Below are 14,573 nucleotides of genomic sequence, written 5' to 3' on the forward strand. Positions count from 1 at the left end.
GACGGACGTGAACCTCGAGCGAGCCCGGGAGGAGTACCTGAGCCACCTCGCCGTCGAGCGGGGCTGCTCGGCCAACACCGTCGCCGCCTACGGTCGCGACCTCGCCCGCTACGTGGCATGGCTCGCCGAGCGCGGCGCGACGGAGCCCGACGACGTCTCCCTCGCCCTCGTGGAGGCGCACGTCGCCGAGCTCAGCGCGAGCGGCCTCTCCGCCTCGTCGGTCGAGCGCGCGGCCTCCGCCGTCAAGGGCTTCCACCGCTTCATGCTCACCGACGAGATCTCGCACGGGCTCCCGACGGCCGACCTGCCCCTGCCGGCGAAGCCCCAGCGCCTGCCCGACGTCATCTCGCGCGAGGACGCGGCCCGCCTGCTCGACCAGCCGTTCCCGCAGACGCCCACCGGCCTGCGGGACCACGCGGTGCTGGAGGTGCTCTACGGCTGCGGCCTGCGCGCGAGCGAGCTCGTGGGGCTCGACGAGCGCGCCGTCCTTCTCGACGAGGGGGTCGTGCGCGTCTTTGGCAAGGGCTCCAAGGAGCGCGTCGTGCCCATCCTGGGCGCCGCGTCCGAGGCGCTCGAGCGCTACCTCGACCGGGGCCGAGGCGCGCTCGTGGGGCGCAGGCCGTGCCCCGCCGTCTTCCTCAACGCCCGCGGCGGCCGTCTCTCACGCCAGTCCGTCCATGCGATCGTCGAGAAGTACGGTCGGGTCGTGGGCCTCAAGGGCCTGCACCCCCACACGCTGCGCCACAGCTTCGCCACACACCTGCTCGAGGGCGGGGCCGACCTGCGCGTGGTCCAGGAGCTGCTCGGCCACGCCAACGTGGCGACCACCCAGCTCTACACGCACCTCGACCGGTCCCACATCCGAAGGGTGTATCTCTCGGCGCACCCCCGCGCGCGGGGCTAGACGCCGGCTGCCGCGAGGGCGTCCGACCAGATGTCGCGGCTGATGGTGAGTCCCTCGCCGGGCATGTCGGCGGCCGCGACCTCGACGCCGGTGTCGGCGTCCACAAAGGCGGCCCTGAAGCCCCAGTCTTCCTGCCCGTCAAAGAGCTGCAGGTAGCCGCAGGCAACCATGATCATGTAGAGGTCGGCCGCAGCGTCGTTGTCGTCCGTGAAGCTGGGGCGCGCGGTGACGGTGATGGCCCGGAGGTCGTCGGAAACCTCGACGGCGTCGACGCAGTCCCGCGCAAGGAGCGACGCGGTCTCGTCCTTGAGCTCCTCCTCCCACTTCCCGACCTGCGCCTCGAACTGCGTCGTCGTGAAGGTGAGGATGACGTCGTCGCCGTCGGAGGCGGCGTCCAGGGCGTCCTCGCTCGCGCCGTCGGCGTACTGCTCGATGACGTCCTCCTGCGAGAGGGCGCAGAGGTTGAGAAACGACGCGGGGAAGCGCACGGAGACGGTCTGGTCCGCGGGCTCGGGCTCGGCGGGTGCGGGATCGACCGGTTCGCCGGCGCAGCCGCAGAGGGCGGCGAGAAGGGCGCCGGAGAGCGCGAGCAGGGTGCGTCGGGTGAGCATGGGGGCCTCCCGTGAGGGACTGGGTGCCTGAAGTGTAGCGGCGTGATGATAGAATCATACGAGTTCAGGGCGCGAGAGGGGAGGGCGGCATGAACCGCTCGGGTGACCGACCGATTCCGATGCTGGCGGGGGTGGTGCTGATCGTCGTCGGCGTGCTCTTCCTGGGACATGCCTTCTTCCAGTACGCCTCCATCGGGGGCGACCCGTCCTATGCCGGGGCGGGCTGGCGCGACACCTACGAGATGCGCGACACCGCCCGGGGGATGCTCCTGGGACTTGCGCTCGTCGTGCTGGGGATCCTGGTCGTGGCGCTGCGGCTGCGAGACCGCCTGCGGACGCCCTCGGCGTCCCGGGAGGCCGAGAAGGACGTGGCGCCTGCGCCCGCTCCTGCCCCGGCGCCCGTGGCAGCCCCCACGCCGAAGCCCGCCCCCTCCCCAAAGCGTTCGGGCGGCGGCATCTCCCCGCTCGACCAGGTGCTCCCGCGCTCGGACGACGCGCTCGCGACGCTGCGCTACTTCATCGTGGACGCCCCCGACCAGATGCTCGCCGACCAGTGCGAGCTCGTGCGGCGCACGGGGCTCGCGGACTGGACGGACGAGCCGCGCTGCGGCGCCCGCAGGCTCGCGCGCAGCGGCCGCTGGTGGCTCGTGCCCGAGGGCGCGCTCTCGTCGTCGGAGGACGCGGACCGCGTCTGGGCCGTCGAGGCGGCCCTCAACCTCGGGCAGGACGCGGCCAGGATGACCGAGCCGCCCGCCACGCTGGACGAGCGGCTGCGCGTTCTTCTCGCCGGCGTCTCCCACCTGGAGCCCGTGCGTCATCCGGGCAGCCGCTTCCTTGTCACCGTCACCGAGGGCGCCGACCCCCGGGGCGAGTGGGCCGTGCGCGCGGCATTCGCCGACGCCCTGGAGAACCTGCCGGTGCCCTTCCGAATGGTCGCGGACTTCAGGCTCAACGTCTCCGAGGGCCTGCTTGGGGTGAGGGCGGCCGTGCCCCGGCCGGCGGCCTTCTCCTTCGCGCCGGAGGCGGAGCGCGCCGCGCTCGCCCGGGCCTACGCGTATGACCTGGCGCTGCTCGTCGCCCGTACGGCGCTCGCCGCCTCGCCGGCGATTCGCCGCGTGGTCGTCAACTGCCACGAGGACGGGAGCGTGGACTGCGTCCTCTCCGCAGAGATCACGCGCTCCTCGCTCGAGCGCATGGCGGCCGCGCCGCGCGAGGGCGGTCTTCCCGAGCCCTCCGCCGAGCTGCGCCTCCGCCCCGCTGCGGACGGCTGGCTCGCCCCCGTCGCCCCGCTGCTGTCGTTCGTCGACGCCCAGCTGCGCCCGGCCGAGCGCTATCGCCCGGTGGAGCTCTCCGACGAGCCCTGCCCCGAGGCGGTCGTGCGCACCTGCGGGGCGCACCGGCGCTCCGAGCTCGGCATCGCGGAGAGCGTGGTGCGCCTGGACGCGTGGGAGCGCGTCGCGGACGACTTCGGCGGGCTCGGCGACACGACGGAGGACGCGGTGGCGGCCCTCTCCGAGCTGCGCGCGTCCGCCACGGACCCCTCGGTCGTCGAGGCCTGCGAGCGCACGACGCGCGCCCTGGTCTCGGGCGAGCTCGACGTGGAGGACACCGACGACCTCATAGAGTGCTTCGTCGGCGGCTCGGCGCTCGAGCGCGCCGTGCGCCAGGCGGGGCCCCTCGTCTCCGCGGCGGACGAGCAGGACCAGGAGGAGCTCTCGAGGGTCGCGAACCTGCTCGAGGACGCCCTCGCGCCCATCGAGGCGAGCGGCGCCTATCGTGACGACGAGCGGACGGCCCATCGCTACTTCCGCTCGATTCCCGAGCGCGTGACCTACAACCTCGACTGCGCCGACGGCCGCGCCGTGCGGCTCGTCCCGGACGCCTACTTCCTCGCGCACCAGTACGCGGCGGTCCTCGAGCGCTGGCTTGCGCTCCCCGGCAGCCTCGACCGCGCGTTCGCCCATGCCGAGCGCGCCGCCGAGCTCGCGCCGTGCACGGTCGAGGCGGCGATCGCTCGCGCGGACTGCCTGCGCGAGATGGGGCGGACCGACGAGGCGCTGCGCGCGGTGTCCGGTGCCGCGGCGTGCTGCTCGACCGTCGACGGCCTCTCCCTCTGCCTCTATCGCCTCGCCGGCCTCACGTACGACCTCGGCATGGTGGAGGCCTCCGTCGCCTGCTACCGGCGCTGTGTCGAGCTGGGTCGCGCGCAGGCCGAGCCCGCCCGCCACGAGCTTGGGCTGCTCGTCGAGCACGAGCACGAGGCGCTGGCCGCGAGCCGCCTCGACCCGGCCAAGCTCACGGGCGAGCGCCTCACACGCGTGCTCGAGGGGGCGGGTCTGCCCGCGGGTGACGTGGGGCCGCTCTCCGAGCGCCTGCGTGCGGCCGCGGCGGCGTGCACGGACGCCAAGATCTTCTCGGTGGCCCATCCGCTGCTCCAGGCGTACCTGCGGGCGGCCGACCGGCGTGACGACGCGCTCGCCGACGTGCTCGCGTCGCTCGGCGCCTAGGATCGCGCCGAGACGGCCTCGTCCCAGCCCTCGCGACTGCAGGAGAGCTCGTCGGCGGGTAGCGTGGCGCGCGCGACCTCCACGCCCGTCTCGGCGTCCACGAGGGCGACCTCGACCGCCCAGTCACCCTGCCAGCTGGACTCCGGGTCGAGGAGCTGCAGGAAGCCGCAGGCGGCGACGAGCTGGTAGAGGTCGGTGTCCGCGTGGTCGGCAAAGGAGGGGCGTGCCGTGACGGTCACGCCGTCGCGGCCGTCCGTCACCTCGACGCAAGCGACGGCGTCGCCCGCGCCCAGCGCTTCGAGGCTCTTGTCGAGCGCGTCCTCCCACATGTCGCGCAGCTGCCCGTACCAGTGGTCGGTGAGGTAGAGCTCGAGCGAGCCGTCCTCGAGGACGCTCGTGCCGATGTCGCCGTCGGAGTAGTCGGCGTAGTCTCGCGCCGCCTCGTCGGCCGTGTTGCCGGTGAACGCGAGGTAGGAGGCCGGGATGGTGACGCGCATCTGAACCGGCTGCGTCTGCGCGCCGGGGCCGACCTCCCCCTCGGGCTCATCGGCCGCGCAGCCGGGGAGCAGGGCGAGCAGCCCGGCGGACAGGGCGAGGAACTCACGGCGTGTCTGCATGGTCACATCCCCTCTTTCAGGTTAGGACCATAGTAGGGCGTGGGCGGCTGTCGTAACAAGCGATCGGAGGGTCCGCTCCACGAGGGCCCTTCTCGAGAACGCCGCTCCTTGTCGCCCGCCCGTCTAAGAATCGCCGCCCTTGTCAGCCGCCCATCTAGGAATCGTCGTCCTTGTCGCTGGTCTTTCTAAGACTTTCGGGCCTTGTACGGGAAAACGCCCCGTCAACAGTACAAGGTCGGCTATTCCTAGACGCCACGATGACAAGGGCGGCATTTCTTAGAAGGCCCACGGACAAGGGCGGCGGTTTTCGGATGCCGGACGAGAAGGACGGTGGGGGTCGGTGGGGCGCGGTGGGGGAGTCCCTTCACGCCGGCGACACAAATCTGCGGGGGTCGCTTGTGCCCGGGTCTGCGCGGGCACGCAACATCTGGGGGAGACACCGCCCCCGGAGACCGTCCGCGCCCGGTTTTCAACCGCAAGGTGTAGCAAAGTGTTTTTTAGTGTCGCAAAGTGTGGCCGATGACGTATAGTAGTCCCACGCTCCGCTCGGGGCCGGTTCGATGCCTCAGGAGGGGAGGGAAGAGATGCTCACCGGTTCGTATCCGATGTCCGTGGATACCAAGGCGCGCATCACCCTGCCCGCCGTCTTCCGCAAGCAGCTCGTGGAGGGCGACAACCGGACCATCAAGCTCGTTCCCTACGGCGGACGCGTGAACGGCTTCACCCCTGACGGGTTCAAGGCCTTCGTCGACAGCCTCTTTGCGGTCAACGGGGAGCAGTACGACCCGCGAAGCGCCAAGCAGGAGAAGCTCAAGCGCGGCCTCACGGCCCGCGCGGTGGAGGTCGACATCGACTCCGCCGGTCGCGTGGCCCTCGGCAAGCTCGACGCCAACACGGCGGGCACGCGCGAGAAGTTCGGCCTGGTGGGCGAAGTCGTGGTGGTGGGCGCGGACGACCACTTCGAGGTGTGGAACGCCGAGGAGTGGGCAGCCGAGCAGGAGAGCCTCGACGAGGAGCTCGACGCCCTGCTCTACCACGACTAGGGGGTGACGATCGTCATGACAGCAGAATATCGGCATGTACCCGTGATGCTCGCCGAGGTTCTCTCCGAGCTCGACCCCCAGCCGGGGGAGGTGACCTGCGACTGCACCCTCGGGGGTGCGGGGCACACCGTCGAGCTCGCGAGGCGCGTGGCGCCGGACGGCCTGTCGATCGGAATCGACCAGGACGACATGGCGCTGGCGGCGGCGACCGAGCGCCTCGAGCGCGAGGTCCCGGAGGCGGAGACGCTTCTCCTCAAGGGCAACTTCGGCGACCTCGACGAGCTTCTCGTCGAGGCGGAGGTCCCCGGGGTCGACTGCTTCCTGTTCGACCTCGGCGTCTCCTCGCCCCAGCTCGACATCCCGGAGCGCGGCTTCTCGTACCACGAGGACGCCCCGCTCGACATGCGCATGAATTCGGGGAACCACACCCTAACCGCAGCCGAGGTCGTGAACACCTACAACGAAGCAGACCTCACCCGAATCCTCCGCGTATATGGTGACGAGCGTCATGCGGCCCGCATCGCCCGAAGGATCGTCGAACGCCGCGCCAAGGCGCCCATCGAGACCACGCTCCAGCTCGTGGACGTGATCAAGGCGGCGATTCCCGCGGCGGCGAGAAGGAGCGGGGGCCATCCGGCGCGTCGCGCCTTCCAGGCCCTGCGCATCGAGGTCAACCATGAGCTCGACGTGCTGGACCGGGGACTCAGGGCGGCCGTCCGCTGGGCCAACCCGGGCGGGAGGATCTGCGTGATCTCCTACCACTCCCTCGAGGACCGCATCGTCAAGCACGTCTTCTCGGAGCTCTCCCAGGGATGCACCTGCCCGCCGGACCTTCCGGTGTGCGTGTGCGGTCACGTGCCGATAGTCGATGTCAGGACGAGGAAGCCCCTCGTTGCGTCTGACGAGGAGGTCGCGGCCAACCCACGGTCGCGAAGCGCTCTCATGCGCGTGGCGGTCAGGATCGACGCCCCCGCGGAGGGCAAAGGGTTGTCATAGCCGGCGCAAGCCGTCTGTGTGAGCGAGAGAAACGAAGCACAAACGCAGCAGCACGAACCATAAACGCACTACCACCGAACACTAAACGAACTATCAGCCCACTATCGATGAACTCTTAAGGTCGCTCAAGCACACCCTGAGGGAAGAGTATCAAGTAACCCTCAAGTTCCCAGCGTACCTGCCGTAGTCTGAGAACCGATCCGAAGCAGCAAGGAAATCGTCATGAGGTACCAGGGGTCCGAGGCATACAGCATGGACGTGGCGGAGCGGAGGCGAGAGCGCCTCGAGCGGCAGGCCGCCCCGTCCTTCGAGGTCGTCACCGGCGGTGGCCTCGACGCCCGCGCGCGTGCCGGCGTCTCGCCGACCTTCGTGGCCCGCCTGCGCGTCGCCCTCGTCGCCTTCGCCGTGCTCGTCGCGGTCGGCATGGTGCGGGTCGGCATCTCCGCCGCCACCGTCACGTTTCTGAGCGCCAACTCGACGCTCTCCGCGCAGATCGACGAGTCGACCAACCTCAACGACCAGCTGAGGGTCCAGCGCTCGGTGCTCTCCAGCAACGCCCGCATCTCGCGCATCGCCGCGCAGAACTACGGCATGGTGCTCACCGCCGACGCGGTGACGGTCGACCTCACCCCCGAGGAGGACGCGGCCGCCGCTGATGGTGAAGCTGCGCAGACGGCGGACGCCGCCGCGGCAGAGTCCTCCGTGTCGTAAACTCCATACCTGTGAGCAGCAGGGACAGACAGAGCCGGCGCGGCCGGCGCACCCCTTCGGAGGCCTCGTACGACGAGGCCTCTCGCGCGCGTTACCGCGTGCGCGCCTCCCGGCCCGGCGGCTCCGGGTCCGGCGGGTCCGACCACGGCATCGCGGTGACGCGGGCCGCGTTCCTCGGGCTCGCGGGCATAGCGGGCATCCGCCTCGCCTACCTCCAGCTCATCAAGCACGGCGACTTCTCGTCCGCCGCCGAGGCGCAGCGGACCAACAAGATGACGCTGCACGCCAAGCGGGGGACCATCTACGACCGCAACGGCAACGCGCTCGCGATGAGCGTCGAGTGCGAGACGGTCTACGCCAACCCCAAGGCCGTGTCGGACCCCTCCGGCGTCTCCAGCGTCCTCGTCAGGACGCTGGGCGGCGAGAAGAGCGACTACATGGACCTCCTCACGACGGACACCACGTTCGTCTACATCGCCCGCAAGGTCGACCAGGAGGTCGCCGAGGAGCTCCGCGCCCAGCTCAACGCCAAGGAGCTCACCGGCGTCTACTTCATCTCCGACACCAAGCGGGTCTACCCGTACGGGGCCACGGCGGCCCAGGTCATCGGCTACGTGGGCACCGACGGCAACGGCCTGTCGGGCCTCGAGCTCTACTACGACGAAATCCTGACCGGCACCGACGGCGAGATGCTCATGGAGACCGGCCTCGACGGGACCCCGATCGCCGGCGGCGCATCTGAGGTCACGGAGGCGCGCGACGGGACCGACCTCGTCATCTCGATCGACGTGGACCTCCAGGACGCCTGCGAGCGCATCATCTCCGAGTCGGTGGGGACGTATTCGGCCGAGTCGGGCTCGGTCATGGTCACCGAGCCCAGGACCGGCGAGGTGCTCGCCGCCTGCTCCACGCCGCTCCCGGACTTCTCGAACCTGGAGGACGCCTCCTCGCTCAACCTCAAGCTCGTCTCGAGCGCCTTCGAGCCGGGCTCGGTCTTCAAGGTGCTCACGACCTCGATCGGCATCGAGGGCGGTTTCTTCACCGAGGACACCGTCTACACCGTGCCTCCGCAGGTCCTCGTGGGCGACAACTACGTCACCGACGTCGACGGCCGCGACTACACCATGGACATGAGCGTCCGCGACATGATGGTGCGCTCCTCCAACACCGCCCTCGCCCAGCTGGTGCAGAACGTCATGGGCGCCGAGGCCTTCTCGGAGGGTGTGGAGCGCTACGGGATCGGGCAGGTCACCGGCATCGACTTCCCCGGTGAGATCGCCGGCATCGTCCGGTCGCTCGAGGAGTACGACGGCGCCACTGCGGGCTCGATGGCCTTCGGCCAGGGACTGGCGGTCCCCATGGTCCAGATCGTGCGCGCCTACGGCGCGGTCGCCAACGGCGGCGTCCCGCGCACGCCCCACTTTCTCGTGTATCGTGGTGAGGAGCAGGTCGACTGGCCGGAGGGGGAGCGCATCGTCTCCGAGGAGACCGTCGCCCAGGAGATCGACATGATGCGCGGCGTGATGACGGAGGGCTCGGGCGCCGCCGGGCAGGTCGAGGGGTACGACTTCGCCGGCAAGACGGGCACGGGCGAGCAGGCCGACGAGGGCGGCGGGTATCGGGCGAACTACTACGTCTCGTCCCTGTGCGCCTTCGTCAACGCGTCCGACCCCGACGCCCTCATCTACGTGGCCCTCAACGGCACGCCGTACCTCTCGTCGAGCTCGTCGGCGGTCGTGTTCAAGGAGGTCGCCCAGCAGGTGACGAGCATAATGGGCATCAGCCCCGTGTCCTGATCGGAGTTTGAGCATGATTGGCATGAGTGCATCCGACATAGCCGCCGCGACGGGGGCGACCCTGCTCGCACCGGGCTCGCGCGCCGTCACGGGCGAGGCCGTCATCGACTCCCGCAGGGTGGGCGACGGCTCGCTCTTCGTCGCCTTCGTCGGCGAGCGCCTCGACGGCAACGAGTACCTCGCAGCGGCCGCCCGCTCCGGAGCCGCCGCGGTCGTCGCCTCGCGCGAGGTCGACGCCGCCGCCCTCGCCGAGCTCTCCGCCCTGGGCTGCGCCGTGCTGCGCGCCGAGGGGGACGACTGCGAGGAGTTCCTGCTGAGGCTCGCCGCGCACGTGCGCGGCGCGCACCCGGGCTGGCTCGTCGTGGGCGTCACAGGCTCGGTGGGCAAGACCACGACCAAGGACATGCTCGCCGCAGCCTTTGGGTCGCAGCGCCGCACCCACGCCACGGTGGGCAACCTCAACAACCTCATCGGTCTGCCGGTCACGGTGCTCTCGGCCCCCGAGGACGCCGAGGTGCTCGTCTGCGAGCTCGGCATGAACCACACCGGGGAGATCGAGCGCCTCGCGGCGGCCTGCCGCCCGACGCTCGCCTGCATCACCAACGTCGGCACGAGCCACATCGGCCTTCTCGGCAGCCGCGAGAACATCGCGCGGGCCAAGGCAGAGGTCGTCTCGGGGATGACGCCCGGATGCGACCTGGGGCCCGCGCTCGCGCTCACCTCGTCGGGGGACTTCACGCCGTTCATCGCCGACGGCTTCGCGCGCCCTGCCGGCGTTGACGTCATGCTCGTCGGGCGCGGCGAGCAGGACCTCGTGCGCTGCGTCTCGCTCGAGCTCGACGACGAGGGCCGTGCGACCGCGCGCCTCGACTGCGCCGACGGCTGGACGGGCACGGCGCACCTCCCCATGCCCGGCCGCGCGCCTGTCGACGACCTCATGCTCGCCCTGGCGCTGGTCTGGCGCGCCGGGCTCGACCGCGACGCCGCGCTCGCGGCGATCGAGGGCATGCCGCAGACGAGCATGCGCCTCGACGTCCACGCGACCCCCTCGGGCGCGCGCGTCATCGACGACTCCTACAACGCCGCCCCCGCCTCGATGGCGGCCTCGCTCGACGTGCTCGCGCAGATGGCCTGCGAGGGCAGGAGGATCGCCGTGCTCGGCGAGATGGGCGAGCTCGGGGACGAGGCGCCGCGCCTGCACGGCTACGTCGGCGCCTACGCCGCGGCGAAGGGCGTCGACCTGCTGGTGCTCGTCGGCGGCGCGCTCGCCGACGAGATGGCCGAGGCCGCCCGGACGATGGGCCTCTCCGAGGACGCCATCGAGCGGCTCGCCACGGTCGAGGACGTGAGCCGCGTGATAGGCCCCGTCCTCGCCGAGGGGGACCTCGTGCTGGTCAAGGCGTCGCGCTCCGCGGGGCTCGACGGTTTCGTGAGGGGAGTGCTCGCCCGATGATCGGAAATCCCGCCTATCCCACCTACCAGGTGTTTCTCGCCGTCGGCCTGGCCGCGCTCGTGACCGGCCTCCTGATGCCGCTCTTCATCAGGCTCATGCGCCACGAGGGCGTGGGCCAGCAGATCCGCGCCGACGGCCCGCAGCGCCACCTCGTCAAGCAGGGCACGCCCACGATGGGCGGCGTGGTGATCCTGGTCGGCGTGCTCGTCGCCTGCGCCCTCATCGCCGAGTGGACGCCCGCCCTCGTGCTCGCCGTCGCGGTGACGCTGGTCACCGGCTCGCTGGGGCTCCTCGACGACATCGAGAGCGTCGCCCACGGACGCTCGCTCGGGCTGACCCCCTCCCAGAAGATGGCCGGCCTGATCCTCATCTCGGTCACCTTCTGCCTCGTCGCCGTCAACGTCTGCGGCACGGCTCCCACGGTCGCCTTCCCGGGCGGCTTCGTGCTCGACCTCGGCGTGCTCTCCACCACCTTCGACCTCGGCGGCGCGACCGTCTCCGTCCCCTGGATCTACCTCGCCTTCGTCTTTCTGCTCATGGCCGGCCTCTCCAACGCCGTCAACCTCACGGACGGCCTCGACGGCCTCGCCGGCGGCTGCACGATGGTCGTGATGCTCGCCATGGCCATGGTCGCCTTCCGCTACAACGAGCCCGACCTCGCCGTCTTCGCCGCCTCGATCGCCGGCGCCTGCATAGGCTTCCTGTGGCACAACTGCTACCCCGCCTCGATCTTCATGGGCGACACGGGGTCTCTGGCCCTCGGCGCCGCCTTCGCGTCGCTGGCCGTCCTCACCAAGACCGAGGTGACCTCGCTCATCATGGGCGGCCTGTTCATCTGCGAGGCCCTGTCCGTCATGATCCAGGTCGTGAGCTTCAAGCTCACGGGCCGCCGCGTCTTCCTCATGGCGCCGATCCACCACCACTTCGAGAAGCTCGGGTGGAAGGAGAACAAGGTCGTCGTGAGGTTCTGGATCGTGTCGGCCGCCTTCGCGGCGCTCGGCTTCGCCCTCTACTTCCAGCTCGGCTAGGGGGACGAGAATGACCGTCGGCTCGCAGGGACATCTCGGACGCGTCGTCGTGCTCGGCCTCGGCCGCACCGGCGAGGCGGTCGCGCGCTACCTCCAGGCCCTCGTGCCCGGGCGCGTGGACTCGGTGACGCTCTACGGTGGCGCCGCGTCCAGGCCGGGAGAGAAGACCCACGAGCTCGAGGCCCTCGGCGTGACCGTGGTCACGGGGACCGACGAGGTTTCGGGTGACTACGACCTCGCCGTGGCGTCCCCCGGCATCCCGGACACCTCCGCCTTCTTCCTCTCGGCCGCGGCGTGCTCCGCCGAGGTGATCGGCGAGCCCGAGCTCGCCTGGCGCGAGAGCCCCGAGCGCTGGGTCGCCATCACCGGCACCAACGGCAAGACGACCACGACCTCGCTCGCGACCCACCTCCTGCGCGCGGGCGGCCTCTCGGCCGAGTCCGTCGGCAACATCGGCACGACGCCGACCGAGGCCATCGCGACGCGCGCCGACGACACCTGGTTCGTCGCCGAGCTCTCCAGCTTCCAGCTCGCCACCACGCGCCTCTTCCACCCGCGCGCCGCGGTCCTTCTGAACGTCACCCCCGACCACCTCGAGTGGCATCACACGATGGAGGCCTACGCCGCCGCCAAGGAGCGCGTCTTCGCGAACCTCGGGGCGGGGGAGCTCGCCGTCGTCTCCGTCGACGACGACTGGTGCCGCGCGACCGCCGAGGCGCTCGACGCGCGCGGCGTGCGGGTCTGCCGCCTCAGCGTCGAGGCGGAGCCTGCGGGCGAGAGCGCGGCCTTCCTGAGGGGCGGCGAGCTCGTCGTGCGCCTCGACGGCGCGGAGCACGCCCTCCTGGACGCCTCCGAGCTCAGGATCTTCGGGCGCCACAACGCCGAGAACGCCCTCGCCGCCGCCGCGCTCGCCCTCGAGCTCGGCGTCGCCGACGACGACGTCCGCTCGGGCCTCGCGTCCTTCTCGCCCATCGAGCACCGCATCGAGCCGGTCGGGGAGGTCGGCGGCGTCCGCTTCGTCAACGACTCCAAGGCCACCAACGTCGACTCCGTGGCGAAGGCGCTCACCGCCTTCGAGGCGGGCTCGGTGGTGGTCCTTCTGGGCGGGCACGACAAGGGCACCGAGCTCGACGAGCTCGCCGAGGCGGTCCGCGGGCGCTGCCGCGCCGCCGTCTGCTTCGGCGAGGCGGGGGAGCGCATCGCGCGCTCCCTGGAGGGGGTCCCCTCCGACCTCGTCGTCCTGCGCGCCGCGCACCTGCGCGAGGCGTTCGACGCCGCCGTCGCCGAGGCTCGGCCGGGGGAGACGGTGCTGCTCTCGCCCGCGTGTTCGTCCTTCGACGAGTTCTCCAACATGGCCGAGCGCGGCCGTCGCTTCAAGGAGCTCGTCCGCGACCTCGACGGGCGAGGGGGCGCGCGATGACGAGAGCCGCCGCCGCGCGCCGCGGCGCCCGCCGTGACGGCGGGCGCGCCGAGCGCGTCGAGAGGAGCATCTTCGGGGTGCCCGAGCGCTTCATGCGCCCGCGCCTCGTCCTTCTCGCCGTGGTTGCCGCGCTCGTGGGCTTTGGCCTGCTCATGGTCTTCTCGGCCTCGTCCGTCACGGCCCTGAACTCCACCGGCGACGCCGCCTACTACCTCAAGCGCCAGCTCGCCTTCGTGGCGGCGGGCGCGCTCGTGGCCGTCGCGCTCGCCCGGCTGGACTACCGCGTCTGGGTCCGTCAGCTCCTCATGCCCATCTGGGTCGTGACCATCGGCCTGCTCGCCGCCGTCATCCTGCTCGGCACCGACAACGGCATGGGTGCCACGCGCTGGATCGACCTCGGCTTCTTTGACCTGCAGCCGTCGGAGTTCGCGAAGATCACCATCATCTTCACCGCGGCCAACCTCGCCGAGCAGTACTACGACCGGGGCGCGATCGACTGGGGGCACTTCCTCCTGCTGCTCGGCGTCGGCGTGGGGCTCCCGCTCGTGCTCATCATCGCGCAGCCCGACAAGGGCACGACGATGGTCGCCGCCCTCACGCTCGTCGTGATGGGCTACCTCGCCGGCATGCCCAAGCGCTACCTCGTCGGCTTCCTCGTCCTCGGGGCCGTCGCGTTTCTGGCCATCTCGCTCAAGGACGACTACTCCCGCGCCCGCTTCCTCACGATGTTCGACCCCTGGGCCGACCCCTACGGCAACGGCTGGCAGCTCATCCAGGGCTTCTACGCCTTCGGGTCGGGCGGGCTGCTCGGCGTGGGCGTGGGCTTCTCGCGCCAGAAGTACGCCTACCTGCCCATGGCGCACAACGACTTCATCTTTGCCGTCATCGGGGAGGAGTGGGGCTTCGTCGGCACGGTCGGCCTGCTCCTGGGCTTCATGGCGTTCCTCTGGGCGGGGCTGGAGATCGCGCGGCACGCCCCCGACTTCGCGGGGCGCCTCGTCGCCATCGGGTGCACCTCGATCGTGGTGATCCAGCTCTTCCTCAACGTGTTTGGCGTCCTGGGGCTCTTCCCGCTCTCGGGCAAGCCGATCCCGTTCGTGAGCTACGGCGGCTCCTCGATCATCGCGAGCATGATGCTCGTGGGCCTCATCGCGTCCGTCTCGCTCCACTCGAGGCTGCCCGAGACCGCGCACGACGGCGTCCGCCGCTCCTGGCGCGAGGTCGACGGCGCGGACGGTGACGGTGGCCTGTCGCTGGTCGGCGAGGTCACGCCGCGCTCCGAGCGGCGCGCGGCGGCGGAGTCGGGCGGCCGTGCGGCGCGTCCGAGCCTGCACGTCGTGGAGGGCGGGTCCTCGAGGGCTCGCACGGGCGGGTCCGCCCGCGGGCGCTCCGGCGCCGGCGGCGGGAGAAGGAGAATCGACCTCGGGCCGAGCGCGACCGAGCGCCTGCGCGGGCGCGACCGCGGGCCGAGGACCGGGAGATAGGAG

General features: G+C 71.1%; 12 protein-coding genes. 10 read left to right on the forward strand and 2 right to left on the reverse strand.

What is annotated here, in order from left to right:
- Positions 1-7 precede the first annotated feature (7 nt).
- Complete coding sequence (locus B5F73_RS03500; protein WP_087226504.1) at positions 8-904, forward strand: tyrosine recombinase; 897 nt, start codon at positions 8-10, stop codon at positions 902-904.
- On the opposite strand, the gene B5F73_RS03505 is transcribed toward B5F73_RS03500, so the two are convergent.
- Positions 901-1,515: a hypothetical protein gene (locus B5F73_RS03505; RefSeq protein ID WP_087226507.1), complete on the reverse strand. Its 615-nt coding sequence runs from the start codon at positions 1,513-1,515 to the stop codon at positions 901-903. The genes B5F73_RS03500 and B5F73_RS03505 overlap by 4 nt on opposite strands.
- 89 nt (positions 1,516-1,604) lie before the next feature.
- On the opposite strand from B5F73_RS03505, the gene B5F73_RS03510 reads away from it, so the two are divergent.
- Positions 1,605-4,022, forward strand: a complete 2,418-nt coding sequence (locus B5F73_RS03510; RefSeq protein WP_087226511.1) for a hypothetical protein — start codon at positions 1,605-1,607, stop codon at positions 4,020-4,022.
- On the opposite strand, the gene B5F73_RS03515 is transcribed toward B5F73_RS03510, so the two are convergent.
- Entirely contained in the window at positions 4,019-4,645 is a 627-nt protein-coding gene (locus B5F73_RS03515) for a hypothetical protein (protein ID WP_143803116.1), read from the reverse strand. The genes B5F73_RS03510 and B5F73_RS03515 overlap by 4 nt on opposite strands.
- Positions 4,646-5,223: 578 nt before the next feature.
- On the opposite strand from B5F73_RS03515, the gene B5F73_RS03520 reads away from it, so the two are divergent.
- The 8 genes from B5F73_RS03520 (at position 5,224) to B5F73_RS03555 (ending at position 14,570) form a co-directional block, all read left to right on the forward strand.
- The gene (locus tag B5F73_RS03520) at positions 5,224-5,682 is read left to right on the forward strand and encodes a hypothetical protein (protein WP_087226517.1); all 459 of its coding nucleotides are present in this window, start codon (positions 5,224-5,226) and stop codon (positions 5,680-5,682) included.
- A 15-nt stretch (positions 5,683-5,697) separates the two neighbouring features.
- Positions 5,698-6,678: a 16S rRNA (cytosine(1402)-N(4))-methyltransferase RsmH gene (gene rsmH / locus B5F73_RS03525; RefSeq protein WP_087226834.1), complete on the forward strand. Its 981-nt coding sequence runs from the start codon at positions 5,698-5,700 to the stop codon at positions 6,676-6,678.
- 222 nt (positions 6,679-6,900) lie between these two features.
- On the forward strand, positions 6,901-7,389 hold the full coding sequence (ftsL, locus tag B5F73_RS03530) for a cell division protein FtsL (RefSeq protein ID WP_143803117.1): 489 nt from the start codon (positions 6,901-6,903) through the stop codon (positions 7,387-7,389).
- Positions 7,390-7,487: 98 nt separating this feature from the next.
- A complete protein-coding gene (locus B5F73_RS03535) occupies positions 7,488-9,185 on the forward strand; it encodes a penicillin-binding protein 2 (protein WP_239379786.1) in 1,698 nt (565 codons plus the stop codon).
- Between the two features lie 13 nt (positions 9,186-9,198).
- Positions 9,199-10,638 (forward strand): UDP-N-acetylmuramoyl-tripeptide--D-alanyl-D-alanine ligase, encoded by a 1,440-nt coding sequence (gene murF / locus B5F73_RS03540; protein ID WP_087226524.1) that lies wholly within the window; start codon positions 9,199-9,201, stop codon positions 10,636-10,638.
- Positions 10,635-11,666 carry a phospho-N-acetylmuramoyl-pentapeptide-transferase gene (mraY, locus tag B5F73_RS03545; RefSeq protein WP_087226527.1) on the forward strand — a complete coding sequence of 344 codons (1,032 nt, stop codon included), beginning with the start codon at positions 10,635-10,637 and terminating at the stop codon, positions 11,664-11,666. The genes murF and mraY overlap by 4 nt, the downstream gene beginning before the upstream one ends.
- 10 nt (positions 11,667-11,676) lie before the next feature.
- The gene (murD, locus tag B5F73_RS03550; RefSeq protein WP_087226530.1) at positions 11,677-13,086 is read left to right on the forward strand and encodes a UDP-N-acetylmuramoyl-L-alanine--D-glutamate ligase; all 1,410 of its coding nucleotides are present in this window, start codon (positions 11,677-11,679) and stop codon (positions 13,084-13,086) included.
- The gene (locus tag B5F73_RS03555; protein WP_087226533.1) at positions 13,083-14,570 is read left to right on the forward strand and encodes a putative peptidoglycan glycosyltransferase FtsW; all 1,488 of its coding nucleotides are present in this window, start codon (positions 13,083-13,085) and stop codon (positions 14,568-14,570) included. Before murD ends, B5F73_RS03555 begins: the two co-directional genes overlap by 4 nt.
- Positions 14,571-14,573: the final 3 nt, after the last annotated feature.

It is taken from the genome of Olsenella sp. An270, assembly GCF_002159735.1.
Classification (GTDB): domain Bacteria; phylum Actinomycetota; class Coriobacteriia; order Coriobacteriales; family Atopobiaceae; genus Thermophilibacter.

Excerpts from the sequence above, each read along its gene's own strand:
- B5F73_RS03505 (WP_087226507.1), bottom strand. The coding sequence starts at position 1,515 with ATGCTCACCCGACGCACCCTGCTCGCGCTCTCCGGCGCCCTTCTCGCC.
- B5F73_RS03510 (WP_087226511.1), top strand. The coding sequence starts at position 1,605 with ATGAACCGCTCGGGTGACCGACCGATTCCGATGCTGGCGGGGGTGGTG.
- B5F73_RS03520 (WP_087226517.1), top strand. The coding sequence starts at position 5,224 with ATGCTCACCGGTTCGTATCCGATGTCCGTGGATACCAAGGCGCGCATC.
- rsmH (WP_087226834.1), top strand. The coding sequence starts at position 5,698 with ATGACAGCAGAATATCGGCATGTACCCGTGATGCTCGCCGAGGTTCTC.
- ftsL (WP_143803117.1), top strand. The coding sequence starts at position 6,901 with ATGAGGTACCAGGGGTCCGAGGCATACAGCATGGACGTGGCGGAGCGG.
- murF (WP_087226524.1), top strand. The coding sequence starts at position 9,199 with ATGATTGGCATGAGTGCATCCGACATAGCCGCCGCGACGGGGGCGACC.
- mraY (WP_087226527.1), top strand. The coding sequence starts at position 10,635 with ATGATCGGAAATCCCGCCTATCCCACCTACCAGGTGTTTCTCGCCGTC.
- murD (WP_087226530.1), top strand. The coding sequence starts at position 11,677 with ATGACCGTCGGCTCGCAGGGACATCTCGGACGCGTCGTCGTGCTCGGC.
- B5F73_RS03555 (WP_087226533.1), top strand. The coding sequence starts at position 13,083 with ATGACGAGAGCCGCCGCCGCGCGCCGCGGCGCCCGCCGTGACGGCGGG.